25 protein-coding genes and 2 pseudogenes are annotated in these 25,971 nt (G+C 59.5%); 26 read left to right on the plus strand and 1 reads right to left on the minus strand.

The window, feature by feature from the left end; all coding sequences use genetic code 11:
• The first annotated feature begins 23 nt into the window (after positions 1-23).
• The 4 genes and pseudogenes from IPP03_16155 to IPP03_16170 all read left to right on the plus strand — a co-directional run bounded on the left by IPP03_16155 (position 24) and on the right by IPP03_16170 (position 3,929).
• Positions 24-818, plus strand: coding sequence for a hypothetical protein (locus IPP03_16155; protein ID MBL0354104.1), 795 nt, complete (start codon positions 24-26; stop codon positions 816-818).
• Positions 819-933: 115 nt separating this feature from the next.
• Positions 934-1,569 carry a hypothetical protein gene (locus tag IPP03_16160; GenBank protein ID MBL0354105.1) on the plus strand — a complete coding sequence of 212 codons (636 nt, stop codon included), beginning with the start codon at positions 934-936 and terminating at the stop codon, positions 1,567-1,569.
• A 244-nt stretch (positions 1,570-1,813) separates the two neighbouring features.
• Entirely contained in the window at positions 1,814-2,452 is a 639-nt protein-coding gene (locus IPP03_16165) for a hypothetical protein (GenBank protein MBL0354106.1), read from the plus strand.
• 83 nt (positions 2,453-2,535) lie between these two features.
• Positions 2,536-3,929 (plus strand): annotated as a pseudogene (locus IPP03_16170) (IS1380 family transposase).
• A gap of 271 nt (positions 3,930-4,200) precedes the next feature.
• Here the strand turns inward: IPP03_16170 and IPP03_16175 are convergent.
• Positions 4,201-5,526 (minus strand): IS4 family transposase, encoded by a 1,326-nt coding sequence (locus IPP03_16175; GenBank protein MBL0354107.1) that lies wholly within the window; start codon positions 5,524-5,526, stop codon positions 4,201-4,203.
• A gap of 146 nt (positions 5,527-5,672) precedes the next feature.
• On the opposite strand from IPP03_16175, the gene IPP03_16180 reads away from it, so the two are divergent.
• From IPP03_16180 to IPP03_16285, 22 genes and pseudogenes are all read left to right on the plus strand, one after another.
• The gene (locus tag IPP03_16180; protein ID MBL0354108.1) at positions 5,673-6,119 is read left to right on the plus strand and encodes a hypothetical protein; all 447 of its coding nucleotides are present in this window, start codon (positions 5,673-5,675) and stop codon (positions 6,117-6,119) included.
• Positions 6,112-6,288, plus strand: a complete 177-nt coding sequence (locus tag IPP03_16185; GenBank protein ID MBL0354109.1) for a hypothetical protein — start codon at positions 6,112-6,114, stop codon at positions 6,286-6,288. The genes IPP03_16180 and IPP03_16185 overlap by 8 nt, the downstream gene beginning before the upstream one ends.
• Before the next feature lie 405 nt (positions 6,289-6,693).
• Positions 6,694-7,359, plus strand: coding sequence for a DUF4102 domain-containing protein (locus tag IPP03_16190; GenBank protein ID MBL0354110.1), 666 nt, complete (start codon positions 6,694-6,696; stop codon positions 7,357-7,359).
• Positions 7,360-7,372: 13 nt separating this feature from the next.
• Entirely contained in the window at positions 7,373-7,693 is a 321-nt protein-coding gene (locus IPP03_16195) for a hypothetical protein (GenBank protein ID MBL0354111.1), read from the plus strand.
• Complete coding sequence (locus tag IPP03_16200) at positions 7,690-8,271, plus strand: hypothetical protein (GenBank protein ID MBL0354112.1); 582 nt, start codon at positions 7,690-7,692, stop codon at positions 8,269-8,271. The genes IPP03_16195 and IPP03_16200 overlap by 4 nt, the downstream gene beginning before the upstream one ends.
• 337 nt (positions 8,272-8,608) lie before the next feature.
• A pseudogene (locus IPP03_16205) lies at positions 8,609-8,714 on the plus strand (DUF4160 domain-containing protein).
• A 188-nt stretch (positions 8,715-8,902) separates the two neighbouring features.
• Entirely contained in the window at positions 8,903-11,092 is a 2,190-nt protein-coding gene (locus IPP03_16210; GenBank protein ID MBL0354113.1) for a PAS domain-containing protein, read from the plus strand.
• Positions 11,089-11,745, plus strand: a complete 657-nt coding sequence (locus tag IPP03_16215; GenBank protein MBL0354114.1) for a response regulator transcription factor — start codon at positions 11,089-11,091, stop codon at positions 11,743-11,745. The genes IPP03_16210 and IPP03_16215 overlap by 4 nt, the downstream gene beginning before the upstream one ends.
• A 47-nt stretch (positions 11,746-11,792) precedes the next feature.
• Positions 11,793-12,176 (plus strand): response regulator, encoded by a 384-nt coding sequence (locus IPP03_16220; protein MBL0354115.1) that lies wholly within the window; start codon positions 11,793-11,795, stop codon positions 12,174-12,176.
• A gap of 332 nt (positions 12,177-12,508) precedes the next feature.
• Entirely contained in the window at positions 12,509-14,161 is a 1,653-nt protein-coding gene (locus IPP03_16225) for an arylsulfatase (GenBank protein ID MBL0354116.1), read from the plus strand.
• A 391-nt stretch (positions 14,162-14,552) separates the two neighbouring features.
• Positions 14,553-15,218: a sel1 repeat family protein gene (locus IPP03_16230; GenBank protein ID MBL0354117.1), complete on the plus strand. Its 666-nt coding sequence runs from the start codon at positions 14,553-14,555 to the stop codon at positions 15,216-15,218.
• A gap of 25 nt (positions 15,219-15,243) precedes the next feature.
• The gene (locus IPP03_16235) at positions 15,244-15,870 is read left to right on the plus strand and encodes a MarC family protein (protein MBL0354118.1); all 627 of its coding nucleotides are present in this window, start codon (positions 15,244-15,246) and stop codon (positions 15,868-15,870) included.
• Positions 15,871-15,950: 80 nt separating this feature from the next.
• A complete protein-coding gene (locus IPP03_16240; protein ID MBL0354119.1) occupies positions 15,951-17,549 on the plus strand; it encodes an arylsulfatase in 1,599 nt (532 codons plus the stop codon).
• 129 nt (positions 17,550-17,678) lie between these two features.
• Entirely contained in the window at positions 17,679-18,422 is a 744-nt protein-coding gene (locus IPP03_16245; GenBank protein MBL0354120.1) for a DUF2092 domain-containing protein, read from the plus strand.
• A 12-nt stretch (positions 18,423-18,434) separates the two neighbouring features.
• Positions 18,435-18,935 (plus strand): hypothetical protein, encoded by a 501-nt coding sequence (locus tag IPP03_16250; GenBank protein MBL0354121.1) that lies wholly within the window; start codon positions 18,435-18,437, stop codon positions 18,933-18,935.
• Positions 18,936-19,044: 109 nt separating this feature from the next.
• Positions 19,045-20,061: a haloacid dehalogenase-like hydrolase gene (locus tag IPP03_16255; GenBank protein MBL0354122.1), complete on the plus strand. Its 1,017-nt coding sequence runs from the start codon at positions 19,045-19,047 to the stop codon at positions 20,059-20,061.
• Positions 20,062-20,117: 56 nt separating this feature from the next.
• A complete protein-coding gene (locus IPP03_16260) occupies positions 20,118-20,951 on the plus strand; it encodes a DUF3313 domain-containing protein (GenBank protein ID MBL0354123.1) in 834 nt (277 codons plus the stop codon).
• A 58-nt stretch (positions 20,952-21,009) separates the two neighbouring features.
• Complete coding sequence (locus IPP03_16265; GenBank protein ID MBL0354124.1) at positions 21,010-21,237, plus strand: hypothetical protein; 228 nt, start codon at positions 21,010-21,012, stop codon at positions 21,235-21,237.
• Positions 21,234-22,643, plus strand: a complete 1,410-nt coding sequence (locus tag IPP03_16270; protein ID MBL0354125.1) for a DUF1254 domain-containing protein — start codon at positions 21,234-21,236, stop codon at positions 22,641-22,643. The genes IPP03_16265 and IPP03_16270 overlap by 4 nt, the downstream gene beginning before the upstream one ends.
• Positions 22,644-22,895: 252 nt before the next feature.
• On the plus strand, positions 22,896-23,330 hold the full coding sequence (locus IPP03_16275) for a hypothetical protein (GenBank protein MBL0354126.1): 435 nt from the start codon (positions 22,896-22,898) through the stop codon (positions 23,328-23,330).
• A gap of 18 nt (positions 23,331-23,348) precedes the next feature.
• The gene (locus IPP03_16280) at positions 23,349-24,773 is read left to right on the plus strand and encodes a DUF1254 domain-containing protein (GenBank protein ID MBL0354127.1); all 1,425 of its coding nucleotides are present in this window, start codon (positions 23,349-23,351) and stop codon (positions 24,771-24,773) included.
• 241 nt (positions 24,774-25,014) lie between these two features.
• Positions 25,015-25,752, plus strand: a complete 738-nt coding sequence (locus IPP03_16285; GenBank protein ID MBL0354128.1) for a neuromedin U — start codon at positions 25,015-25,017, stop codon at positions 25,750-25,752.
• The last annotated feature ends 219 nt before the right edge of the window (positions 25,753-25,971 follow it).

Consider the following 25,971-nt stretch of genomic DNA (forward strand, 5'->3'; position numbering starts at 1 on the left):
CCAAAACGAAACGCGCCGATTCTGTGACCGTGCTATTTCCTGAAGTCGCCGAACCCGCCCCCGTCGCTACGCTGGGCAAATATGAGCCGGTCAAAGGCAACGCCCTGAAGCACGGCATTTTGTCGCGGTTGGTTGTCCTGGCCCATGAGAGCTATTCGGAGTTTGCCGACATGCTGGCGGCGCTGATCGAGGAACACCGACCGGCAGGCATGACCGAGCAGCATCTCGTCGAGGAACTGGCCGCGATCATCTGGCGCAAACGGCGGGTACTGCTGGCCGAGGGGGCGGCGATCAATCGGGGCTTGCGAACCGCAGCCCATAGCAAGATGGATAACGCGGCAACATCGGCGGCACCGTTCGAGCGCGTCGGCCTGTCGGTGAATGGCCCTGAATTGGCGGACTTGATGAACGAAACCCCGGAGCAGATTACCGAGAATCAGCGGGTCGCTGCGCTTGATCTTCAGGCGACCGAAAAGGCGCGGGCAATACTTCGCAAAGGTGGCGTCAATGCCTATGACCGGGCACTGCGGGCGCTTCGTGAAGATTCGCGGGATTGGTGGGAGGAGCACTCCGAAGAAGAGGAATGCCCGGCCAATGCCGAAGGGTTGGCGCAATTCATTGACGAACACCTGTGGCTGCACTGCTTCAATTACGACAAGGAAGCCCGCTACGCACCGGCAATACAGGTTCAAACCCTGGGCGAAGGGCTGCAAGCGCACCGATTGGAGAAGCTGAACCGCTACGAAACGCACCTGGACCGCAAGTTTGAACGCACTTTAGCCATGCTGTTGAAGCTGCGAGAGCTGAGAAGTCGATAAATCAAGGATTTTCAGAATCATCCAAGGAGTAGGCAGGGCAATGGTTTCCGCCTTTTCCATGCAGGCAATAGGCGAAACTTGCCAAATGATTTAGGCAGAATCGGAGCGTAAGAAAATGGGCGGACGAGGCAGCGGGCGGAGGTATCAGGGCGGGAAGCGAACGACCAGCGACATGCTGCGGCTGGATGTTCGACTGTTGCAGCGCAAGGAATGGCTGATGCCTGGACGGTTAATTGATCTGAACTGGTCGAGCAATGGCACGGAGCGAGGTTCTATCAAAATGCGAACCGATGCCGACCACGTGACCCTGATTTACCGGAGCCGGAGCAATGGCGACGACTGGCAGCAGATGGAATACCCGGTGCGGCTGGCATGGACGGCCTGCAACCTGGGCGGCAAGCGGGCATGGTTTCTGTGTCCGAAGTGCGGGAAGCGCGTGGCGATCCTTTTCGGCGGCGCTGTGTTTGCCTGTCGGCACTGCCATAAGCTGAATTATCAGTGTCAGCGGGAAGCGAGCCATGATCGCGCCTCGCGGCGGGCTGATCGAATCAGGGAGCGGCTAGGCTGGGAGCCGGGCATATTGAACGGCAATGGCTCGAAGCCCAAGGGAATGCACTGGCGAACCTTTGAACGACTGACTGCCGAGCATGACGCCCATGTGGGCGTTTCGCTGGCCGGAATGATGAAGATGCTGGGGATAGTCGAGGGAGAGCTAGAAGCTGCTAACCGGCTGGCTGATCGGTACGAATGAATCTGTTTCGCAAAAATACCCTGTGATCGATGTTGTTGGTCCCCTTGGACTGAATGTTGAACGCGGAGTTGCGCGCCACGTTGTTACCTTAGCGAACAAGGCTTAAAAATTACGTAACAACTATCAGCCCGCCGTCGTGGCGGGTTTTTGATGTGCTCAATTAGGGCACAGACAGTGCGCTCGCGAGAAGCGAGATGAGGGGCATGTAAAGCATATAATCGTTATCTTCAGAAATTTGGCTTATATGTCTATCATCGATAAATTTGAAAAAGTACTCCTGCAGCCTTGGATTGGGGCGCTTCTAGCAATTAGCACTTTGTTGGCGGGATCGCTTGCATCCTTCTTTACTAATGACATCAAGAACAATCTCTGGCCCGCGTTTATGGCCGGCAATTGCTCCTGGAAAGCCAGTGTGTTTTGGGTGTCCATTTTTTTTGTTGGGATACTGATTCATGGCACGCAATGGGCGCAGAACCGTGCTGTTGGCCGCGCAAGGAGCCAATTAGATAACCAGGTTGAAGTCCTCAACTCAACTGTTCATCGCTTAGAGTCACTTCCTCCTGAAGATTTCTTGACGGCATATCAAGAGCTTGTGAGACGGGCTACAGCGGTAACGATAGCCGTCACAACGAATTCATCACTGCAAAACATCGAGCAGGGTATTCGCAATGTCTTGGGGGCGATTCTCGAAACAACCCAAAAATATGATGGAACCAGCGACGGTGTCGACTATCACGCCAACATCATGATTTATCGACCCCAAGACAAAACGGAGGCGGCTTCCCCTATATTCATGCCAAACTGTAAGGAGAGGAAGCACCCTGACTATGATGGTTGTCTTGAGTTGGTGCTGCCTCTCTCAACTAGCCCGAATTTTTCATAAAAGCAGGCGAATCTCGTTTAACCCATTGATATAATTGGGGTTACGCCAATAACGCTTTGTAAGAAGCCTAAACGAGACCGCCCATGGACAATTCTATCCCAACCCAGCTTCGCTTTCCCGCCAGCGCCGGATTTACGATCCGGGCAGAGTTTGACGGCGGGGCGATGTCCTCCGACTTTGGCGCACTCCTGTTGCGTGGCATCGACCTGCAAATCGGCCTGATTCCCCGCCTGGTCAGCGCGATTCACGACAAACGCCACGCCTCGTACATTGACCATCCGCTGGCCGACCTGCTTCGTCAGCGGATATTCCAGACCGCCAGCGGCTACGCCGACGGTAATGACGCCAACACGCTGCGGCGCGATCCGCTGTTCAAACTGGCGGTCGGTCGTGCCCCGCTGGGCGAGGGAAATGACCTGGCCTCCGGCCCCACGCTCTCCCGGCTCGAGAACAGCGTATCGCGCAAAGACATTTACCGCCTGGCCAAAAGCTTCGTCGACGCCTTCATCGCCAGCTACGCCCAAGCGCCTGCCGTGATCGTGCTGGATATGGATCACTCTGAGGATGCCACTCACGGGCAGCAGGAACTGGCGTTCTACAACCACCACTACGGCAATCATTGCTACCTGCCGTTGTTCCTCTTCGAAGGACTCTCCGGGAAGCTGATCACCGCCGTCCTGCGTCCGGGCAAGCGTCCCACCGGTAAAGAGAATGCGGTCATCATCAAGCGCGTGCTGCACCTGCTCCGCCAGGCCTGGCCCGAGACCCACATCCTGCTGCGCGGGGATGGTCACTTCGCGAATCCCGAACTGATGACCTTGTGCGAGTCCGATCCGCATCTGGACTTTCTCTTCGGCCTGGCCGGCAACCAGGTGCTCTCGCCCAAGGCCGAGCCGCTGCTGAAGAAAGCCCGTGCGCTGCACCAGACACACAGCGCCAACGCCCAGCGCCTGGGGAACGCCGAGCCTGCGGCGACACGACTGTACGACGATATCGAGTATCAGGCGGGCTCGTGGCCCAAGGCTTACCGCGTGGTGGTCAAGGCCGAGGTGATGGCCTTGGGTGACAACCCGCGGTACGTGGTGACCTCGCTGTCCGACCCGACGCCTGATGTGCTTTACAAAGAGCTGTACTGTGCTCGAGGGCAGGACGAGAACTTCATCAAGGCGGTGAAGAACGACTTGGCCAGTGACCGGACCTCCGATCATGCCTTCCTCGCCAATCACCTGCGGCTGTTCTATTCGTGTGCGGCGTATGGGTTGATTCACGGCTTGCGCGAGAACACGCTGGTGCATACGGAACTGGCCAAGGCGCAACCGCTGTCGATTATCCTGAAACTCTTTAAGTTGGCGGTGCGCGTGGTGCAGTACAAGGATCGGATCAAGCTGTCCTTGCCTACGTCGTGTCCGATGAAGGGGTGCTGGCGCGGGTGACCGAGTTGCTTTACCTCGTCCCGCGCCCGCCGGCGCCGGCCTGATCGACTCGGCGACGCCGTCTCATGCTGCCGACTCGAATCCGCTTGAGCGGAGGTGAGGTCTCGCCAGCGCTCTGTCCAGGGATCGATGGCGGCAGGGTGTGATGCCCAAAAGTTGGGGTATTTGGCCGATCGTGGCGGGTTGGCAGCAAAATTCGCAGCAAGCTGACTCGCATCACGGCTGGAATGGCACGACATTGACATCGCGCGGCGGGTTTATGACATTCCATTACACACAAATTATTCAAAATTACACTTTGAAGTTGAACTCGCGTCATAACGCATGAGCCTCTCTCGCGAATCTGATCCCGGCGGCGAAATCGACGACGCGTTGAAGGCCAAGCCAAAGGGTCTTCACCCCTGGCTCGCCATCGCCCTTGCGGGCCAGAAATCCGCCAAGCATCGCCACCAAGCGCACCACTTCATTGAGCCTGGGCGGCGTCTTGGGCACCTTCTTCCGATTCAGGATGTAAGCCGCTTGCCATTCGTCCTGCTCGAACAGCAAGGCCGCATCCAGGTCTGGGCAGGTACGGCCCAGGCGCATGAGTCGGGCAATCCGCCAAGCCACCACCATGAACAGCGCCAGCGCCCGTTCCAGCCGCGCCACGGTGCTCAACTGCAACGCCTCTACGCGGCAGCCGTTCTTGAGGACATGGAAGAACAGTTCGATCTCCCAGCGCGCCCGGTACCAGTCGATCAGTTCGGTCGCCGCTTCGAAAGAGTTAATCGGCCGATTGGTCAGCAGCCGCCATTCCACCGGCTTCACGCCCTCGGGGGCACTTTCTTCTCGCGCCACCAGACAACTCACCTCGATCCGGCTCCCCTTGCCGTCGGAGACCGTCACCCGCTTTGCCCAGACTCGTTGCCGAACGTCCCGCGCCTTCTGTCCTTGCCGCGAAGGCATCGTGAAGCGGATGCCGCCGAGCGCTTCGCTGGCCAGGACCTCAGTCCACAGCTTGCCGCCCTCGGGAAGCGCCCGATTGTGCTGGGAACGAATCAGCCAGTCGGCGGGATGCCCCAGCTCGCGGGCTTGCACCATCAGGGCCACGATGTCCGCCTCCCGATCCGCCACATACACCAGCCGGGTGTCCGGCATGCTGCTCGCCAACTCCGCGATGCGGGTGTAGCCCTCCGTCCAGCGGGTGCTTTCCAGCAGGCCACCTCGTTGGCCGCTCGCGTCCTTGGGTTCGCGTGCCCACATCCAGGCGTCCAGAACACCCAAGGGTTCACGCTGCGGACTGACCGCGTAGGTGGAATGCACGTACATCCCGCGTTGGGCTTCATACGAGAGCGGCCCCAGACCGGCAATGCGCTGACCATTGAAGTCGAGTTCCGTGGTGTCTTGGATGCACAGCACCACCGGATGCACCCGCATGCGCGTTTCGGCGCTTCCCCAGTGCGAGGCCAGGATGGCTTCCCATTCGATGTCGTCCTGCGCAAAAAAACGATACGCCGCCTGGGTTTCCGCCCAGCCGCCGCAGGCTTGCGGGATACTGGCCATCGGATTGGCTGCCATGCGCTCCGCCAGCAGCACCGTGCGCTTGTCCAGACGCCGGTCGCCCAGGTCGATCGCCTTGAATTCTTCCGCTGCCCAACCCATCACATCCACCCAGCATTTCTTGTAAAGTCAGCATGTTACGCAGAGGTGTTGAAGTTGTGTGTAATGGGATGGGTTTATGAAACATCCGGGCTAGCACCTGTGGTGATGAATTCGGCCCCGACGGTTCGGTGGTTCCCCTTGCGATATTGATTCCGAAAGACACCACACCTACTCGCAATAAAGACCTTGCAGTAAAGCATCCCATCCTGCCTGGTGCCCCGTGGGCATTTGTGAAAAAGGAGTTTGCCGGTTTTGCTGCAATCAGCGAGCTTAGCGATTGGTTAGATGCGCAAGGGTCAATGGATGAAAAAACAAAGAGAGATACTCGCTCCTACTTTGCTGAAGGGCCGGGAAAAAACATCGGTAGCTTTTTCTCAATGCCATTGTTACAACTGGCTGATGCTGCTACAGGAGTGCCTCTAGGCGTTCTGAACTTACACAGCACTAATGAAGGAATCGCGGAGGTAAAAGGCGCCGAACGGCTTAGTCCTCTACTTGAACCATTCCGGCAGTTATTGTCTATACTTGTCATCGTGCGGGAGACGTTGCTTGATTCAGCTGCTCACGCAGAGAAGGAGAAACCAAATGAATGAGCTACTTAAGCAGGTGCTACAAGGGCGTAGTGTTGAGCGGATGCTCCGTGACGAGGCATCTGCAATCAAGCGCATTGGTGCCACCAAAGAGGAAAAAACGTTCGCCCCTCAAAAGTCTCATGGCTTCGTGACGGGGAAGATCATTCCTGTGCCGAAGAGCACCGCATAGGGAATAATCAGATTTTAGAGGTACGCAACCCGCCTTCGTGGCGGGTTTGTCGTCTAATGAGGCACGGGAACATAAAATTATTCGCATCACAACGTATCAGGTAAGCCCATGAAAAACGTGTACCCATGCGTGTACCCCCGCAAAAAATCGAATAACCAAAAGTCAGTAGTGGTGGGACTTTGTGCCTGCTACTACTGATTTAAATCCAATTTGGAATGATTCTTCAGGCCGTTTCACGACGGCGCAGTGAACCAACAAAAGCCCCTATCCATGGGGCTTTTTAACGTCTTGCAATTGCATGTCGTATCAGAAGGGCGCAGAACTTCCGTGTACCCAGACGTGTGCCCCTTGTGTTTATAGGTTGCAAATTTGAGCACACGAACTAATGCGGATTCCTGGGGCGATATGGGCAAGCTGACAGATATTGAGATTCGGGGCTGGATCAAGGCGGGCGAACGTTTTGAAGGCCGTGCCGATGGCGATGGCGATGGAGATGGCGATGGGCTATATCTTCGCTTCCGTGAAGGCGACACCGGCGCGTCATGGCGCTTTCGTTACCGCTTCGGCGGCAAGCAACGGGTAATGAATTTGGGCAGCTATGCAGCACTCTCGTTGGCCAACGCCCGCAAGACTGCACAAGAAATGGCGGCACGGGTATCACTTGGCTACGACGTTGCAGGCGAAAAACAAGAACGCAAGCGCGAAGCTGCCGCCAAGATCGAGGACGAAAAAAACGCTTGGACGGTTGCCAAACTGGCGGACGAATACTTTGAGCGGACGATTCTCGGGCACTGGAAGCATCCCAACATCGTGCGATCCCCTATCGAGAAAGTCATCAAGCCCGCTATCGGCAAAATGAAAGCTGAGGACGTGCGCCCCCGAGACATTGACGCCATGCTGCAAAGCGTCGTTAAGCGTGGTGCACCCACTGTGGCGAACGAAGTACTGCGCTGGTCAAAGCGGATATTCGATTTCGGTATCAAGCGGCAAGTGATCGAGATCAATCCGGCAAGTGCATTTGACCCTTCGGGTAATACCGTTGCTGTCACGCATCAATCATCTCTGCGATGACTGCGTCGGGCCGGTGAGCGAGGAGGCGTTAGTTCGTGCCATTGTGTTCAGTAAATATCTCGAAAGCCATGCGCGGAGGATTTACAGCTACGCCACACGACCCGATATTGACGCGGCAAAGACCCTGCTCAAGCGACTGCAATCCGGGAAACTCATCAGCCCGTTCAAGGTGCGGGAAATTTACCGGGCCGGATGGACGGGACTCGAAACGCCAGCGAAGGCGCAGACAGCCATCGTGCTGTTGCAGGAATACGGGCATCTCACTGTGGAATCAGTTGAGACAGGCGGCAAGTCGACCAGTCAGTTCCATTGGATCAGGGGGGGCAAAGCATGAGCTACCTTGAACGACTGAAGCAAATTGAAGGGCAAAAGATATTCGCGCATATCCCTGAACCCGTACTGACAAAGCCGCCCAAAGCCCCTTTGGTCAGTTCTGTCAGTACCGCTCGAGGGGCATACATAAAAACGCAGACCCCGAATGTGGAAAGAGTGCAGGTTGCAAAAGTCGACGCTGGCGAGACGGCGACCGCTTTCCTCTGCTGGCTGATTTACTACCCCGACCGTGATCCGCTGGAAGTGGCCTGCTGTTCCGATGCGACCGATGCTGAATTCCTTGCTAGCTATCCGGACGCAATCGCGGCAGAGCCGTTCAAGCCGACGATCCAGCAACCGTCCGTTCCCATGACTGCCGATGAAGAACATCCAATCTACGTTTGGCTGACGCTGATCGGAGAATCTGACCCGGCGGCCATTGCCGAAGTCTTGAGCCAGTGCCAGCGGGATGCGGATGCGGATGCGCGGGACTACTTCACCGGGCGGGCGGCGGCGGAACTGCCAAAGCCTGATCCATTTCCCGATGACCGGCGGCGCTGCCCGCAATGCCTGAAGTGCGGGGGCGGGTTTGCACGGTAGCCAAGCCCAGCGGGCTGGTGTCGGCCAATGTGGGTTATAGGTCGCGCAATCAGCGTGCTTTGTGCCCGGTTTTCGCCTTCGATGAAGCGCTTCATGGCGCTACTTCGGAGAATATGTTGCCATTATCATATCCGGGCAGGGCTTTTTTCCACACTCTGGGCCATAAGCGGCCCGACAGTCGTTCGCCAGACCAGTCATTCGGGCGGCGCCTGCAATCTGATACCTGCCCCAAAACCTGAGCAAGCGAGGTGTGCGATTTTTCGGACCGGTGGCTCTCCCGGGTCTGATAAGATGCGCCGATGCCAACGATCAGCAGTTTTTCGGTATCTTTATTCAGATGTTCTGTAGCGAACAAGCCCACCCCCCGGCACTTCCATGCGCTGTATGCCGAGTTCGAAGTGGAGATCGACATCCGCACTCTCGAAGTGCTGCGTGGCCGCCTGCTCGAATTGGGCGCCGTGACCTGGCCCAACGGGGCAGACCTCGACCCCGCTTGGTTATTTGACCAGGTGGCGGGCGGTAAAACGTGGTCTGTGCCTTTTTAGCCCTTGCCCATTCGGCGGATCAAGCAGCCGAGCGCTCGGCGGCGAGCCGATGCGATTCACGCCGTTCGCAGTTTGCCTGGACACTGATGCTGTGTTTGCTGGCGGTGCTGCCGCAAACGGCGTCGGCGATTTCCTCCGGCAACGTGTTGGTGCTGTATTCCGCCAGCCGCCTACTGCCGGCAAACATCCAATTCGATCAGAGCCTGATGCAGGCGCTGGAAGAGCGGCACGATGTCGACGTCACCGTGTTCAGCGAGTTTCTCGATGCGCCAACCTTCTACGGCGCCGCCTACGAGCGCACGTTCGTCACCTACCTGAACGCCAAATACGCGTCGCGGCCGCCGTCGGTCATTGTTGCGGGTGGTCCCGAGGCATTTGCCTTTGTCGTGCGCCAGCGTGACGAGTTCTTTCCCCACACGCCGGTGGTGTACGTGGCCGTGCCGGAGCAGATGCTGCGCAAGACGGGGCCGTTGCCACCTGAATTCGTGGGTGTGCTCATGCGCCACGACTTCAGCGGCACGGTCGAGCAAGGCTTGAAATGGCGGCCCAAGGCGCGCCATCTGCTCATCGTGCTGGACGTAGGCGAATTTGCGAACGAATGGAATCAGAGGATTCGCAAGGAGGCGCCCACTTTCGAGGGCCGACTCGACATTGAATTCATGGTCGTCGAGTCCGCCGCCGCGTTGCGTTCGCGGCTGCAAGGCCTGAGCGACGATTGGCTGGTGTTCACGCCGGGCTTCTATACCGATCGGCAAGGTGGCCGCTACCTGCCCCGCGACGCGGCGCAGCTGGTTGCGTCGGCGTCGCCGGTGCCCGTGTTGGGCCCGCATCTGACGTTCATGGACACCGGGGTGCTTGGCGGTCGGATGGTCAACTATTCGCAGATGGGCCGCACTGCCGCACGGCTCAGCGCCGATCTGATCTCTGGTGTCCCCGTTGAATTGCTGGCGCCGCCCGAGTCGGTGCCGCTGCCCATGCAGGTCGATTGGCGGCAGGCGCAACGATTCGGCATCAGCGATGCCGAAATCCCGCCGGGAACCGTCGTGAACTTCAAGGAGCCCAGCTTCTGGCAGCAGTACCGCGACCTGGCACTCGCAGGCGTCGCCGTGATGCTGGTGCAGTCAATCCTGATCGGCGCGTTGCTCGTCGAGCGGCGACGGCGACGGCGCACCGCTGCCGCGCTGTCGGAAAGCGAACACGGCATGAAGCTGGCTGCGCAGGCGGCGCGCTTGTCGATGTGGGTGCTGGACACGCAAGGCGCCGACGCCCGCCCGGTGTTGCCGAAGCGGCGCAGTACCGACGACGCCATGCGGCGCTTCGCCGATTTCAACACGCTGCTCGCCGGCGTCCACCCCGGCGATCGCGCCTCGGTGGAAGCGGCGGTGGTCAACGCTCGCGCCGGCGAAGGCCGACTCGATGTCGAATTCCGCCAGGTCGGCAGCGACGGCGAGCAACGTTGGGTCGCCGCGCGCGGCCACACCGAACCCGGCCGCGGGCAGCGCATGCTCGGCGTGGCGATGGACATCACCGAACGCAAGCAGGCCGAGTTGCAGGCCACACAGGATCGCAGCGCACTGCGGCACATCACGCGGGTATCGCTGCTCGGTCAGCTGTCGGCATCGATCGCGCACCAGCTGAACCAACCGTTGGCGTCGATCCTGGGCAATGCCGAAGCGGCCCGTCTGATGCTCGACCGTCATCCGCTGGATTTGGCCGAACTGCGCCTCATCTGCGACGACATCGCCGCCTCAGACCAGCGCGCTGCCGACGTCATCCGCCAGCTGGGTGCGCTGTTCAAGCGCAACGAGCTCGAACGGGTTGCGCTGGACTTGAACGTCCTCGTGCGCGATTCCCTCGAACTGATTCGCGGCGACTTGTTGGCGCGCCAGATGTCGGTGGTGACGGACCTGTCGGCAGTTTTGCCCGCCGTAGCAGGAGACCGGGTGCATTTGCAGCAGTTGATCCTGAACCTGGTGACCAATGCGGCCGACGCCATGCACGGCAATCCGGAAGACCGGCGCCAGATGATCGTCAATACGGCGCTGAAAGATTCAATGGTTCAGTTGTGCGTCGCCGACAGCGGCCACGGAATTGCTGCAAGCGACATGCAGTCGATCTTCGAGCCGTTCTGGACCAGCAAGGTGAACGGCATGGGCATGGGGCTGGCGATCTGCCACTCCATCGCCGCGGCGCATGAAGGTTCGCTGACCGTTGCCACCGCTGCGCAGGGCGGCGCGGTTTTCTGCCTGCAACTGCCGCCGGCGGCGACGACATGAGTGAGACCATGCCAACCGTATTCATCGTCGACGACGACGCTTCACTGCGCGTCGCATTGACGCGGCTGCTCGACGCCCGCGGCTATCCGTGCCTCGCCTTTGATTCGGCTGAAGCCTTCCTGTCCCGGCACACGCCTGCCATGCCCGGTTGCCTGCTGCTCGATGTGAGCATGCCCGGCCTGGACGGGCTGGCATTGCAACGCAAACTGCTGGAACTCGGCCGCGCACTGCCGATCGTCTTTCTCACCGGCCATGGCGATATCCCGATGACGGTGCGGGCGCTGAAAGCCGGCGCCGTCGATTTCCTGACCAAGCCGGTAGCGGCGGCGACGCTGTTTGCTGCGGTGGGTGCGGCGCTGGCGCTCGACGCGCGCGCCCGCCAGGCCGCCGCCGACGGCCAGGCACTGCAGCAGAGCCTGGCCGGCCTGACACCGCGCGAACGCGAGGTGCTGCGCGGGCTGGCCGCGGGCCAGCTGAACAAGCAGATCGCCGCCGACCTGGGCATCGTCGAGCAGACCGTCAAGTTCCATCGCTCGCACATCATGGCGCGCATGCAGGCGCGCACGGTGGCCGAGCTGATGTATCTGGTCGCCCGGCTCGACATTGATGTGGAGGGCAAGGCGGTTGCCCGACCGCCAGTGTCTGGTCCCTAGACGAAAGTTCAGTATCGGCAATCGATCGCCGGCGTTAGGCTGCGCGCATGACCCAAAACTGCATCGCGATCGTCGATGATGAGGCGCAAGTGCGTTCTGCACTTGGGCGGCTGCTGCGCTTGGCGGATTTCGAGGTGCTGAGCTTCGAATCGGGCCAGACTTTTATTGACTCGCTCACGCAGCGCGTGCCCGAATGCGTGTTGCTCGACGTGCATATGCCGGGTCTGTCGGGCCTGCAGGTGCGCGCGCTGCTGCGCGTGTCACATCCGCTGCTGCCGATCGTCTTCATCACCGCGAGCGACGATGCCGAGCTGACTCAGCGCGCCAGCGATGCAGGCGCATCAGCCCTGTTGCGCAAACCGTTCACGAACCGGGCCTTGCTTGAGGCCGTGCGCAGCGCGTTGCAGAGTCACCCCGGCGCAGCGATGTGATTCTGCCGCAGTGCCGGCGCGAACTAAACCAAAGTACAGTTGGCGGAAACCGCATCCCAACCTACATTTGTGAGGCGGTAACGCAGGCCGCGTCACTGCGGCTCACCGATCACATGAGAGGACTAACGATGAAAGATTTGCGCAGAATATTAATGGCAGGGCTTGCCGTTGCCGCCGTGTTCTTCGTGGGGGGCTGTGACAAGAAGGAAGAGCCGAAGGCGGTCGCGGGGGTCGCAGTATCGGCCGTCGCCGCTCCGGCTCCCAAGGCGGAATCGGCTGCGGTGCCGGTGCAGACCTCGGAAGTAGCCGCGGCGCCGGCGCAGACGCCGGGAATGGCCGCGGCGCCGGCGCAACAGTCCGGCAAGAAGCCCAACATCATGTTCATCATGGGCGACGACATCGGCATCATGAACGTGGGTGCCTACCACCAGGGGCTGATGGTTGGGGAAACGCCCAACATTGACCGTCTGGCGAAGGAAGGCGCGAGATTCATGACCGCCTATGCGGAGCAGAGTTGCACCGCCGGCCGCACCTCGTTCGCCACCGGCATGAACCCTCTGCGTGCGGGCATGATCATGCCGCAGTTGCCCGGCTCCACCAGTTCCCTGTTGCCCGGCACTCCGCATATCGCCAAATTCCTGCTCGACCTTGGCTACAACACGGGCGAATTCGGCAAGAACCACCTGGGTGACAAGCCCGGTTCGCTGCCGACGGCCCATGGTGTTCAGGAGTTCTGGGGCTATCTGTATCACCTGGATGCGATGCAGGGCGTGAGCTTCCCCGACATCAACAAGACGCCGACGGATCAGGCTGTGGTGCCGCCGTGCAAGAACTTGCCGGTCAAGGGACTTGCCGAGGTGCCGGGCGCGGTGGACCCGAAAACCACGCTGTGCATGATGCCGCCACGGCCAGTCATCTGGTGCCACTCCAAGGATGGCACGGAAGCAAACCAGAGCTGCACGGATGAAGGTCCGCTGCCGCTAGAGCGGTCGAAGATCGTGGACGAGGAAATTTCGGCCAAGGTCATCGACTACCTCGACCGCAACGACCCGAAGAAGACCGGCAAGCCGTTCTTCGTCTGGTACAACCCGGCGCGCATGCATATCACGACCGTGTTCTCGCCCAAGTACGAAGCCATGTTGGGCGTCAAGGGCGGCAAGGACTGGGGCATCAACGAAGTCGGCATGAAGCAGATGGATGACAACATCGGTGAAGTGTTCAAGAAGCTCGAGGCGATGGGCGAGATGGACAACACCATCATCGTCTTCACCACCGACAACGGGGCCGAGGTTATCACCTACCCGGATGGTGGCGTCACGCCGTTCCGCGGCGGCAAGCTGACGACCTGGGAAGGCGGCATGCGAGTCCCGTTGTTGATCCGTTGGCCCGGACACATCCAGCCGGGCATCCTCAAGGACCAGATCTTCTCGATGCTGGACTTTGTGCCCACCTTCGTTGACATCGCCGGCGGTGCCAAAGGCGACGACCTGAACAAGCAGATCATGGCCGGCAAGTACCCTGGCATCCTCAAGACCAAACTGGACGGCGTCAATCAGCGCGCCTACCTGGAGGGCAAGGGCGATTCCGCGCGCGACACGCTGTTCTACTACAGCGGCACCCACCCCTCGGCGGTGCGCTACAAGAACTGGAAGATGTACTATGCGATGGCCCCTTCGACACCTTTGGGTGGCCTGTTGGGAGTCCAGAGTTGGCACTGGACGCAGGTCAACAACATCAAGCGCGATCCGTTCGAAGGTTCCGTCATGAATCAGAACACCTTCTCGGGCATAAGCGGCGCATTGGCCGCGCCGAGCACGGCGTATATTTACGACTGGAACCTGCTGCCCATCGGACAGTTGCTGTGGATGAAGGAGTTGATGAGCTACAAGGAATTCCCGGCGCTTCAATCTCCCTCCAGCTACAACCTCGATCAGATCATCAAGGAAATGCAGGAGGCGAATACCAGCAGCCACGCTGGCGAATAGCGGTCGAGGTTGCTTGATGTAAAGCAACGGGCACCCCGGTAACGCGGTGCCCGTTTTCGTTTAGCCGTGCGGGGCCATGCCATGACTCCGCGGCCCGCGGATTTAGTTCAGGTCGGAACCCGTTGCCTTTGCCTGGGCTTTGAAATTGAGCGATTTTTAGGCGTCGACCGCAACAGTCGTCGCGTTCCGCGATGGAGGGGTGTTGCGAGCCTTTGCCGAACATCTTCATTCCGTCGGCGCCATGAGTTTGATAGTCCGTCGTTGGTACCTCACGCTGCCATGGTTTATGGTGTAGCAAGGCTTGGATCAGACCCCGGCTATATCCGAACCCGCCGGCAGCGAACATTACGCGCTTCTGACGGCTCGGTTTCCGGACAACAAAGTGAAAATTATGAAACGAACCCTTCACATCATTTGTGCCAGCCTGGCGTTGCTGGCAGCCTTCAGCCTCCTGAGCAGTCCAGCCCGGGCGGGTTTGAACGAAGGCGTGGCGGCCCACCAAGCCGGTAATCTGCCGCTGGCATTCAAGGAGTTTCGCGCCTGCGCGGAAAAAGGTGATGCCAGTTGCCAATTCAACGTGGCTTTGATGTACGAGAAAGGCATCGGGGTCACCAAGGACGAAAAGGAAGCGGTGGTTTGGTATCGAAAATCCGCGGACCAAGGGAACTCCAACGCGCAATTCAATCTGGGCGTACTGTATGAAAATGGTCGTGGCACCGCCGTTGATTTTGCGCAAGCCAACCAGTGGTATCGCAAGGCGTCGGTGCAGGGTGATGCGCTCGCTATCGGCAATCTGGGCATGCTGTATCTGCGCGGCGATGGCGTAAAAGCTGACAAGACTGCCGGCCTGGCCCTGCTCCTGCTGTCAGCGACCCTGGATGGTTCACCCGATAACCACGCCAAAATGAACATTGCCAAGACCAAGGGGCTGACCACCGATCAAGTCGCCGCCGCCCAGAAGCTGTCAGACGAGCTTGGCAAGTCCAAAAACCTGCTGGTCCCGCTGGATAAATACTTGAAAACCACGGCGACAAACGTCACCGGCAATTTGAAATAGGCGGAAATGCAGGAAGGCGCAAACGATGGGACATCAGCTACAAGCCATTATCACACTGCTGGCATTGATCAATCCGGCCATGTGTGCCGAGATTTTTCTGCGGGTCGAGGGGACGCCACCCCGCAGGGCAATGATGGCCGCCGCTACCCAAGCCGCGGTGACGGTGCTGGTGATTCTGGTGCTGGCTGCCTTGTTCGGCACGAAAATACTGGACGCTTTCGGCGTCTCGCTGGATGCGTTCTCGGTGGCGGGAGGCGGCGTGCTCGCGTGGATCGGGTTTTCCATGTTGAGCGGCAACCCGACCACGGGCGGCCAGGCGAACCCCGGTGCCACCCCTCCGCAGTCATCGCTCACGCCGCTGATCCTGTTCGCGGCCAGCCCCGGCACAATTACCGGCGTGATTACGCTTGCGGTCTCTCATTCCGGCCGCGAGGTTCCGACGACCGCGCTGGTCGCGGTGGCTGTCGGCACCGCTGTCATGTGGTTGGCGATCATGCTGGCCATATTCGTCGGCGGTCACGACCGGGGCGGCACGAGCGCCAAAGGCGAAGGCTTCGCACGCGACACGGCCACGCGCTTCATGGGTTTGATCGTGATCGCCATGGGAGTGCAGTTTGCGCTCACGGGCATCAGCGCTTTCATGCGAGGGTGATGGCCAGACTGCATTAACCTCGCTTGAATTTCCATTTTCGAGTAATAACAAGCAACTGACTGCAGAAAGATAGGAATGCCATGAAGACCAAACGAACAAGTATCCTGACTCTCGTTATGGCGGTTGGCCTCGCCCTGGTGAGCGCGCTTGCTCCCGCCCACGCCGCCGATGGGAAGAAGCCCAACATCCTCGTCATCTGGGGCGATGACATTGGCCGTGACAACATCAGCGCCTACAGCATGGGCATCATGGGCTACAAGACGCCCAACATCGACCGCATCGCGAAGGAAGGCGCCCTGTTCACCGATTCTTACGCGCAGCAAAGCTGCACCGCGGGTCGTGCGTCGTTCATCCTCGGGCAGCAGCCCTTCCGTACCGGGCTGCTGACCATCGGCATGCCTGGTTCACCGCAGGGCATTCCGGATTGGTCGCCGACGATTGCCGATCTGTTGAAGCAGCAGGGCTACGTCACCGGCCAGTTCGGCAAGAACCACCTCGGCGACCGCGACTCGCACCTGCCCACGGTGCACGGCTTCGACGAGTTTCTCGGCAACCTCTACCACCTGAACGCGGAGGAGGAACCAGAGACTTATTACTATCCGAAAGACCCGGAATTCAGGAAGAAGTACGGCCCGCGTGGCGTGTTGCACACCTGGTCCGATGGCAAAGGCGGACAGAAGATCGAGGACACGGGTGCGCTGACGAAGAAGCGCATGGAAACCGTCGACGAGGAGATTCACGCAGCCCAGGCGCAGTTCGTCGCCAAGGCGGCGAAGGACGGCAAGCCCTTCTTCGTGTGGCTCAATACGACCCGCATGCATGTCTGGACGCATCTGACCAAGGCGCAGGAAGGCGTGACCGGCATTGGTCTCTACCCTGACGGCATGGCCGCGCATGACAAGATGATCGGCGAGGTCTTGAAGCAGCTCGACGACCTCGGCATCGCCGACAACACCATCGTCGTCTACGGCACCGACAACGGCGCCGAAACCGGCACTTGGCCCGATGGCGGCACCATGCCCTTCAAGGGCGAAAAGGGAGGCACCTGGGAGGGCGGCATGCGCGTGCCGATGCTGGTGCGCTGGCCCGGTGTCATCAAGCCGGGCACCATCGTCAACGAAATCTTCTCGCAGGAGGACTGGCTGCCGACGCTGCTGGCGGCAGCAGGCGAGCCGGACATCGTCGCGAAGATGAAACAGGGCTACAAGGCGAACGGCAAGTCCTTCAAGGTGCATCTGGACGGCTACAACTTCTTGCCCTATTTCAAGGGTGAAGCGAAGAAGGGACCACGTGAAGAGATTTTCTACTTCGGGCAAAACGGCGATCTGAACGCGATTCGCTGGAATGACTGGAAGGTGCACTTTGCCGTCACCCACGGCAACATCGCGACCGCGGTGCGGGAAGTGCCGGGCTGGCCGGTGATCGTCAACCTGCGCGCCGACCCGTATGAGAAGGCGCCGGAGGAGTCCGGGATGTATATCCGCTGGTATGCGGACAATATCTGGCTGTTCGTGCCGGTCCAGGAAAAGCTGCAGAAATTTCTCGCGACGTTGCCGGAGTATCCCTTCCAGCAGGGCAGCAGCCTGAACGCCGCGGGCATCAACTACAACTCACTGCAGGCAATGCAGGCGATGAATCGGCTAAAGCGGTTGGAGGGCATCTCGCCGCCTGGTAATTGATGGCGCGCGAATGTCGGAATTGATTCAAAAGGGTTTCTTGAACAGGCTTCGGGTACAGCGACGTTAGAACGATCCGATGCTGTACCAGTGGAAATTTTCAATCGTTCGTTCACAATTTGGGAGAAAGTCATGGTACGAAGGATATGGGTGCTCAGCCTGCTGGCGATGTTGTTCGCGCCCCCGGGCATGGCGCAGTCTGCCGCAAAGCCGGTCGATCCGGCAACGATTCAGGCCCTCAAGGACCTGGGTGCTCATCTGCAGACACTGAAGCGCTTCACGGTGTATTCCGATGCCACTGGCGAGAAGGTGCTCGCCAGTGGTCAGAAGCTGCAGCACTCGGCGATGGTGGACATGGCCGTCGATCGGCCGAACAAGGTGCACGTCGCCATGGCGACCGCCCGGAATCGAAGCGAACTGATCTACGACGGCAAGACGGTTACGCTCAACATGCCGGCGCAGAAGGCTTACTCGACGTTCGGGTTCAGCGGATCGCTCGTCGAACTGGCGAAGCGCCTGGACGAAAACTACGGCGTCGAGATTCCGTTGTCCGACCTCTTCGTCTGGGGTACGCCGGAGGCGCCGGTCGACAAGATCGAGTCGGCAATGAACGCCGGGCAGGACTTCATCGGCAAGGACCTCTGCGATCACTATGCCTTTCGCCAGGGCAAGATCGACTGGGAAATCTGGGTCACCACCGGCACCAAGCCTCTGCCGCGCAAGATCGTGATCAACAATCTGGCGGATGAGGCACGTCCGCAATCGACACACGTGCTGGCGTGGAATCTGAAGCCGACCTTCGATGCGTCGGTGTTCAACACGACGCCACCCACGGGCGCAACCAAGGTTGAGTTTGTGCCGCTGAAGACCAAGTAAAGGGGTAAAAAAATGACGAAATCAATCAACAAGGTTTCCCTGGCCACGCTGACGATCCTCTTTCTCGCAAGCTTCGCTGCAGTGCCCGTTGCCCAGGCGTTCGGGCGCGGCGGTTTTGGCGGCGGCGGCTTCCGTGGCGGTGGTGGCGGTTTCGACGGCGGCGGCTTCCGTGGTGGTGACATGCACGCCAACTTCGACAGATCTGATATACGCACCAACAACGTCCGCAACACCAGCGTCAACAACGTCAACATCAACCGGAACTTCAACGCGAATGTCAATCGCGGCGGCTGCTGTTACGGCGGCTGGGACGGCGGCTACCACCCGGTTGCCACCGCGGCCGCTGTCGGTGCGACGGTTGCCTTGACTGCCGCAGCGGTGGGCTCAATCGTGAACTCCGTTCCGGTGGGCTGTGCCCCGGTCAACTACGGCGGCGCGTACTACCAGCAATGTGGCTCGGTCTGGTATGAGCCCCAGGGGTACCAATACCTGGTGGTCAATCCGCCGTATTGAAGGGCCACAGGTTCTGAAAAGTACCCCCTCAACATGACCAACAGCTTGCGGAAGACATTGTCTGAAGCGGGCTGCGCGTCGGATTGATAAACTTCCGGAGGAATCAACCATGCGTGTCGTACATCTTCTTTCTCGTGCCTTTGCTGTTCTCACCTTGTTCTCGCTTTCTGCGCTGTCCTGGGGCCAGACAGATCCACTGCCCTCATGGAACGACGGTGCCGCGAAGCAGGCCATCGTCGCGTTCGTGAAGGAGACGACCACGCAAGGTAGCCCGAAGTTCGTGCCGCCCGCCGAGCGCATCGCCACGTTCGACCAGGATGGCACGCTGTGGGTCGAGCAGCCGATTTACTCGTTCGTGATGTACGCGCTGGACCGAGTGCCAGAAGTGGTCAAAGCCAAGCCTGAGCTGAAGAACGTCGAACCGTTCAAGACCGTGCTCTCCGGCAACCGCGAGGCGATGGCCAAGCTGACGCTGCCCGACCTGGAGAAGATCATCGCTGCCACCTTCACCGGCATGTCGGTGGATGACTTCAACACCGAAGTGTCGAAGTGGATGGCGAGCGCCAAGGACCCGCGCTGGAAGCGGCCCTATACCGAACTTGTCTATCAGCCGATGCAGGAGGTGCTGAAGTACCTGCGCGACAACGGCTACAAGACCTACATCGTCACCGGCGGCGGCCAGGATTTCGTGCGCGCGTACTCGGAGGCGACTTATGGCATTCCACCGGAGCAGGTGGTGGGCACGGCCGGTGCCACGAAGTACGGCTACGCCAAGAACGGCAAGCCTTTCCTGACCAAGGAGCTGAAGCTGCTGCTCAACGACGACTTTACCGGCAAGCCGGAGGGCATCCACCTGATGATCGGCCGCCGGCCTTACGCCGCGTTCGGCAATTCGACCGGCGACCAGCAGATGCTCGAATTCACGAAGGCCGGCGACGGTGCGCGGCTGTCGATGCTGGTGCTGCACGACGATGCCAAGCGCGAGTATGCTTACGGCCCGGCCCAGGGACTGCCCGCCACCAAGGTCGGCACCTTCACGCAAGGGCTCTACGACAAAGCGAATAAGCAGGACTGGACTGTCATCAGCATGAAGAACGACTGGAAAAAGATATTCGCGTTCGAATAAGCACCCGACTGGAACGCCGGGTTACCACCAATACCAAACAAGGAAACGGAATGATCATGAACACCAGAACAACCATAGCGCCCTTCGCCACACGCGGTCTGGGTATTTGCCTCATTGCCGGGGCAGCGACGCTGTTCGCCGGTTGCGCCACCTACGATGCGGCGCTGGGCAGTGGCACGAACGTGACGGCGACCGACTCCGCGCGCCTGACCAAAAGCGGCTTTCTGAGCGATTACGCGCGCCTCAAGCCCAACCCGGAGGCGGGCGGCATGGACTGCTGGCGCGACCCGAATCTCGATCCAAAGAAGTTCGACAAGGTGATGATCTCGCGTATCCTCGTCTCGCTGGTGCCACCCAAGAATGCCAAGGAAGGCGAGCACGTGACGGTCGATCCGAGCGACCTCAAGACCCTGACCGACTACTTCCACGCTGCATTGGGCAAGGCCCTGAGTTCGCAAATGCAGGTCGTCGACAAAGCAGGCCCGGGGGTCGCGGTAATCGGCATCGAGCTGACCGACCTGGTGCCGACCAAGGTGACGGACAGCGTGACCGGAACGCTTATCCCCTACGGGTTCGTTGCCGAGATTGGTTCCGGCGCCGCCACTGGCCGCCCGGCGGGCTCGACCCCTTATATGGGTGAAACCGGCATGGAAATGCAGGTCCGCGACGGGGCAACGGGCGCGATTCTCGCCGAGTGCCGGGATACCCAGATCGGCCGCAAGTACGCTGCCGACCCCAAGGGTGGCGTGGTTGGCACGGCCCAGACCTGGGCCAGCGGTTACATGAACTCATTCCAGGCCTGGTCGTATGCGAAGGATGCATTCGACAAGTGGTCGCTGCTCATCGCCAAGCGCTTCGCCGAACTGCGTGGGGTCACGCCGGCCAAGTAGGTGCAGGACAGTGTCGTGACCATGTGCCCTTGGCGTAGGGAGCCGTGGGGGGGGGCGCATGGCAGCACGAAACCCGATGGCGTGTTTTTTGATTGTTGACTTGCTTGCACCAATATTTGAAGTCAGGGAGCGTTCGATGAAATTCATCACGAAAGCAAAAATGTTGGTTTTTTCGACGTCGACCGCAACACTGCTCGCCACCTCACCTTTATTCGCCGAAATGAGCGCCGAGGAATTGGCAAAGCTCGCCCTCAGCTGGCACTCAATGAAACGGAAACCATCATGAAAACACTCATTTGCATCGTCATGCTGACAGCGCTGGGCATTGGCATACCGGCCAGCGCACAAACGGCGAAACCAGAACATTTTTCTCCCAGCGAACTCAACAGCCGCATGCTGGATCGGCGCGCTGTGGAAGCCGTCATCTGGGGCCTGCCGCTGGTGGGCCAGCACGCTGTGAGGCAGGCCGCCTTCCGTGACGGCAAGGCGAACTACAACGACATCGTCTGGTGGCCCAAAGGGAGTTGGAAGAACCAGTCGCCCACGCCCAACGTCAACACGCGCTACATGTATTTCTTCATCAACACCAAGCAGGATGGCCCGGTGGTGGTGGAACTGCCGCCTGCCGTCCCTGGAGCCAGCTTCTATGGCACCATCGAAGATGCTTGGTATGAGCCGCTCAGGGACATTGGATTCGAGGGCAAAGGCGGGAAATACCTTGTACTGCCGCCGGACTACAAGGGCAAGGTGCCGGACGGCTACACGGCGGTGCGTCCCGCCACCTACAACACGATGACGCTGCTGCGCTCCATTTTGGCGTCCGAAGCCGAAAAAGATGTACAGGCCGGCGACAAACTCGTGAAGCAGGTCAAGGTTTACCCGTTGTCAAAGGCTGCCAATCCGCCCGCGCAGCGTCTCCTCGACCTGAGTAACGTGATGTACAACGGTCTGGTCAATTTTGACGAAACCTTTTTCACCGGCCTGTCCCATATGCTCAACGAAGAGACGGTGCAGCCGCGCGACCTTCAAATGATGGGCATGCTCCTGCCGCTCGGTATTGAGAAGGGCAAGGAGTTCAAGCCCGACGTCGCAACCGTCGCCGTGTTGAAGAGCGCGGCGGCGGAAGCGCAGGCCTGGTTAATGGAGGCGGTCACAACGGGCGACACCCCGTGGTGGCCGGACAGTCAGTGGGTCGTCCCCACCCCACCGATCACGATTGAAACCGGATTCAAGTGGGCGTTGCCAAACTACTTTGGTGTCGATGCGCGAGCCATCGCTCTGTTTCAGTATTTCTGCCCAACGGCAAAGGTGGGGACCGGCAGTTTCTACTTCGGCTCCTTTCACGACCACAGCGGCAAGCCGTTGGAGGGCGGGAGCAATTACCGGCTTCACGTTCCGGCGAATGTTCCGGTGAGGGAGTTCTGGTCAATCACGGTTTACAGCCTGAAGACCTCGAGCTTCTTTCTCAACTCGACCCGCCTCACGCTGGGTTCGCTCGACACGGATCTGAAGAAGAACGCCGACGGCTCGGTGGACATTTACATCGGCCCCAAGCCACCTGCCGGCCTGGAGTCCAACTGGCTCTTCACGCCTGCCGGTGAGAAATGGTTCCCCTGGTTCAGAGTGTATGGCCCTGAGAAGGCGATCATGGACAAGAGCTGGAAGTTGCCGGACATCGAGCAAGTGAAATGAACAGCACAGCAATACAGGGTTGATTTGTATTTCAAATTGACCCGGTTTTTTGCATAAATAATGATCCGATAGCCTGCGTATAAGTGCCTCCAACACGACGAGGCGAAGAAGCAGGGCTGGATTGTTGTCAGCATGAACGACGACTGGAAGTAGATATTTAGCTTTGACTAAACATGGATACCCCGACCACCACCACCACCACCACCACCACCACCACCACACCACAACCGAACAACCGAACAAGAGACCACCATGACCATCACACAAATCCTGAACCCTTTGAAGACCCTTGCTGCCATCGCGCTCGTCGTACTGGCCGCGGGTTGCGCCACCAGCACGATCAGCGATGAAAACCTGGCCGTTGCGGCCGGGTTCAAGGTCATCACCCCGGTCAACGCCGAGCAGCGGGCCATCCTGGCGAAACTACCGAAGGACCAGGTCTCGCCGATCAACTATCAGGGCAAGCACTACTACGTGCTGCCGGACGCGATGAACAACCTGGCCTACGTCGGCGGGCCTGCCGAATTCCAGTCCTACCAGAAGCTCCGTATCCAGAAGCAACTGAGCAACGAGAACCTCGCAGCGGCCCAGATGAACAGCATGGACTCCATGGATTGGGGCGGCTGGGGTGGCTGGGGTGGCTGGGGTGGCTGGGGCGGTGCCGGCTTCGGCGGATTCCGCCGCTAGGATGAAACGGAAACCATCATGAAGACACTCATTTGCATGGTCATGCTGACGGCGCTGGGCATTGGCACACCGGCCAGCGCACAAACCAGCGCACAAACGGTGAAACTAGAATATTTTTCTCCCAGCGAACTCAACAGCCGCATGCTGGATCGGCGCGCGGTGGAAGCCGTCATCTGGGGCCTGCCGCTGGTGGGCGAGGACGCTGTGAAGCAAGCCGCCTTCCGCGACGGCAAGGCGAACTACAACGACATCGTCTGGTGGCCCAAAGGTGGCGGCTGGAAGAACCAGTCACCCACGCCCAACGTCAACACGCGCTACATCTATTGGTTCATCAACACCAGGCAGGACGGCCCGGTGGTGGTGGAAGTGCCGCCCGCCGTCCCCGGCGCCAGCTTCTACGGCACCATCGAAGACGCCTGGTATGTGCCGCAAGTGGACCTTGGCTTAGATGGCAAAGGCGGCAAATATCTTGTGCTGCCGCCGGACTACAAGGGCAAGGTGCCGGACGGCTACACGGTGGTGCGTCCCACCACCTACAACACGATGACGCTGCTGCGCTCAATATTGGCGTCCTACTCCGAAAAGGATGTGCAGGCGGGCGATGCTCTGGTCAAGCAGCTCAAGATTTACCCATTGTCGCAGGCGGCCAATCCACCCGCGCAGCGTTTCCTCGACATGAGCGACATCCTGTACAACGGATTGGTCAAGTTTGACGAAACTTTTTTCACCCACCTCTCCCGCATGCTGAACGAAGAGCCGGTGCATCCTCGCGACTTGCAAATGATGGGCATGCTCCTGCCGCTCGGTATCGAGAAGGGCAAGGAGTTCAAGCCCGACGCCGCAACCGACGCCGTGTTGAAGCGCGCGGCGGCGGAAGCGCAGGCCTGGTTAATGGAGGCGGTCACAACGGGCGACACCCCGTGGTGGCCGGACAGGAAGTGGGTCTTCGTCTCCCCGCCGATTTCCATCGAGACCGATTTCACGTGGGAAATGCCAAACTATTTTGGTGTGGATTCGCGAGCCATCGGTCTCTATCAGTATTTCTGCCCAATGGTAAAGGCGGGGACCGGCAGCTTCTACTTCGGTGCCTTTTTCGACCGCAGCGGCAAGCCATTGGAAGGCGGGAGCAATTACCGGCTTCATGTTCCGGCGAATGTTCCGGTGAAGGAGTTTTGGTCAATCACTGTTTACAGTCTGAAGACTTCAAGCTTCTTTTTCAACTCGACCCGCCTCACGCTGGGTTCGCTCGACAAGGATCTGAAGAAGAACGCCGATGGCTCGGTGGATATTTACATCGGCCCCAAGCCGCCCGCTGGCCAGGAATCCAACTGGCTCTTCACGCCTGCGGGTCAGAAATGGTTCCCATGGTTCAGAGTGTATGGCCCGGAGCCATCGATTTTGGACAAGAGCTGGAAGTTGCCGGACATCGAGCAAGTGAAATGAACAGCACACCCGTACGTATCTGAACCCGATGCACCGCTTCTCACTCGGCATGAAGAACAGGACGCTGCATTGCGGCGCTTTCGTGCCGCCTGATGCGGTGCGGGTGCAGTAGTTTGCCCGCCGAGCTACGGGCGCCATTCATCGAAACCGGAGTAAACCGATGCAATTAATTCACCATGCTGGTGCACCACTGTGCGCCGCCGCCCTGACCGCGCTGTGCACACTGCCGGCGCATGCCGAGATGAGCGCCGAGGAATTGGCAAAGCTCGCCCAGAACCCGGTCGGCAACCTGATTAGCGTGCCGTTCCAGAACAATACCAATCTCAACTTCGGGCCGGAGAAGAAGACGCAGAATGTGCTCAATATCCAGCCGGTGATTCCGGTTTCTGTGAATGACGAATGGAACATCATCACCCGTACCATCGTGCCGGTGATCTCGATGCCCGCGCTCTATCCGGGCGACGACCGCACCAACGGCGTCGGCGACACGGTATTCACGGCTTTCCTGTCGCCGGCGAAACCGGGCAGCGTCATCTGGGGCGCCGGACCGGTAGTGCAGATACCGACCAACAGCGATTCGCAACTCGGCAACCGGAACTGGGGCCTCGGTCCGTCGCTGGTGGTGTTGCACCTGGATAAAGGTGACCCCTGGGTCTATGGCGCGATTGTCAACAACGTCTGGTCGCTCTCGGACAGCGGTACCGGCGGATCGTACAACAACGGCCTGATCCAGCCCTTCGTCAATTACAACTTAGCCGGCGGCCTGTACCTGACCAGCGCGCCGATCATCACCGCCAACTGGAAGGCCGAGAGCAGCCAGCGCTGGACGGTGCCGGTGGGTGGCGGCGTCGGCAAGATATTCCACCTCGGCAAGCTGCCGGTGAACACGCAGTTGTCCGCCTATTACAACGTGGTGACGCCAGACGACGGAGCGAACTGGCAGATTCGCGCACAGATACAGTTCATGTTCCCGAAGTGAGGCTGTTTGCGCGACAAAGAATGGCGCTTCAGCCTGACTGTTTTCAAAATTGCACTTCGAACTTGAATCCACGTTCGCAATAAGGGGAAAGTGTGGACCATACCCGACGCTTGCAGTGCTTCTAAAGGCCAGAAAGCCCGCATCGGTTATGCCTGCCGACCCAGGCTAATCAGCAATCGTGTTTCAATGACTTGACGCTGTTTGCCCGGTGTCTGTGGC

Source organism: Candidatus Dechloromonas phosphoritropha, from assembly GCA_016722705.1.
GTDB lineage: Bacteria > Pseudomonadota > Gammaproteobacteria > Burkholderiales > Rhodocyclaceae > Azonexus > Azonexus phosphoritrophus.

Coding starts and splice junctions, on each gene's coding strand:
- IPP03_16255 (MBL0354122.1), top strand. CDS start 19,045: ATGCGTGTCGTACATCTTCTTTCTCGTGCCTTTGCTGTTCTCACCTTG.
- IPP03_16245 (MBL0354120.1), top strand. CDS start 17,679: ATGGTACGAAGGATATGGGTGCTCAGCCTGCTGGCGATGTTGTTCGCG.
- IPP03_16160 (MBL0354105.1), top strand. CDS start 934: ATGGGCGGACGAGGCAGCGGGCGGAGGTATCAGGGCGGGAAGCGAACG.
- IPP03_16220 (MBL0354115.1), top strand. CDS start 11,793: ATGACCCAAAACTGCATCGCGATCGTCGATGATGAGGCGCAAGTGCGT.
- IPP03_16190 (MBL0354110.1), top strand. CDS start 6,694: ATGGGCAAGCTGACAGATATTGAGATTCGGGGCTGGATCAAGGCGGGC.
- IPP03_16215 (MBL0354114.1), top strand. CDS start 11,089: ATGAGTGAGACCATGCCAACCGTATTCATCGTCGACGACGACGCTTCA.
- IPP03_16280 (MBL0354127.1), top strand. CDS start 23,349: ATGAAGACACTCATTTGCATGGTCATGCTGACGGCGCTGGGCATTGGC.
- IPP03_16265 (MBL0354124.1), top strand. CDS start 21,010: ATGGCAGCACGAAACCCGATGGCGTGTTTTTTGATTGTTGACTTGCTT.
- IPP03_16185 (MBL0354109.1), top strand. CDS start 6,112: ATGAATGAGCTACTTAAGCAGGTGCTACAAGGGCGTAGTGTTGAGCGG.
- IPP03_16210 (MBL0354113.1), top strand. CDS start 8,903: ATGCTGTGTTTGCTGGCGGTGCTGCCGCAAACGGCGTCGGCGATTTCC.
- IPP03_16275 (MBL0354126.1), top strand. CDS start 22,896: ATGACCATCACACAAATCCTGAACCCTTTGAAGACCCTTGCTGCCATC.
- IPP03_16285 (MBL0354128.1), top strand. CDS start 25,015: ATGAGCGCCGAGGAATTGGCAAAGCTCGCCCAGAACCCGGTCGGCAAC.
- IPP03_16235 (MBL0354118.1), top strand. CDS start 15,244: ATGGGACATCAGCTACAAGCCATTATCACACTGCTGGCATTGATCAAT.
- IPP03_16165 (MBL0354106.1), top strand. CDS start 1,814: ATGTCTATCATCGATAAATTTGAAAAAGTACTCCTGCAGCCTTGGATT.
- IPP03_16225 (MBL0354116.1), top strand. CDS start 12,509: ATGGCCGCGGCGCCGGCGCAACAGTCCGGCAAGAAGCCCAACATCATG.
- IPP03_16240 (MBL0354119.1), top strand. CDS start 15,951: ATGAAGACCAAACGAACAAGTATCCTGACTCTCGTTATGGCGGTTGGC.
- IPP03_16250 (MBL0354121.1), top strand. CDS start 18,435: ATGACGAAATCAATCAACAAGGTTTCCCTGGCCACGCTGACGATCCTC.
- IPP03_16230 (MBL0354117.1), top strand. CDS start 14,553: ATGAAACGAACCCTTCACATCATTTGTGCCAGCCTGGCGTTGCTGGCA.
- IPP03_16270 (MBL0354125.1), top strand. CDS start 21,234: ATGAAAACACTCATTTGCATCGTCATGCTGACAGCGCTGGGCATTGGC.
- IPP03_16175 (MBL0354107.1), bottom strand. CDS start 5,526: ATGGGTTGGGCAGCGGAAGAATTCAAGGCGATCGACCTGGGCGACCGG.
- IPP03_16200 (MBL0354112.1), top strand. CDS start 7,690: ATGAGCTACCTTGAACGACTGAAGCAAATTGAAGGGCAAAAGATATTC.
- IPP03_16260 (MBL0354123.1), top strand. CDS start 20,118: ATGAACACCAGAACAACCATAGCGCCCTTCGCCACACGCGGTCTGGGT.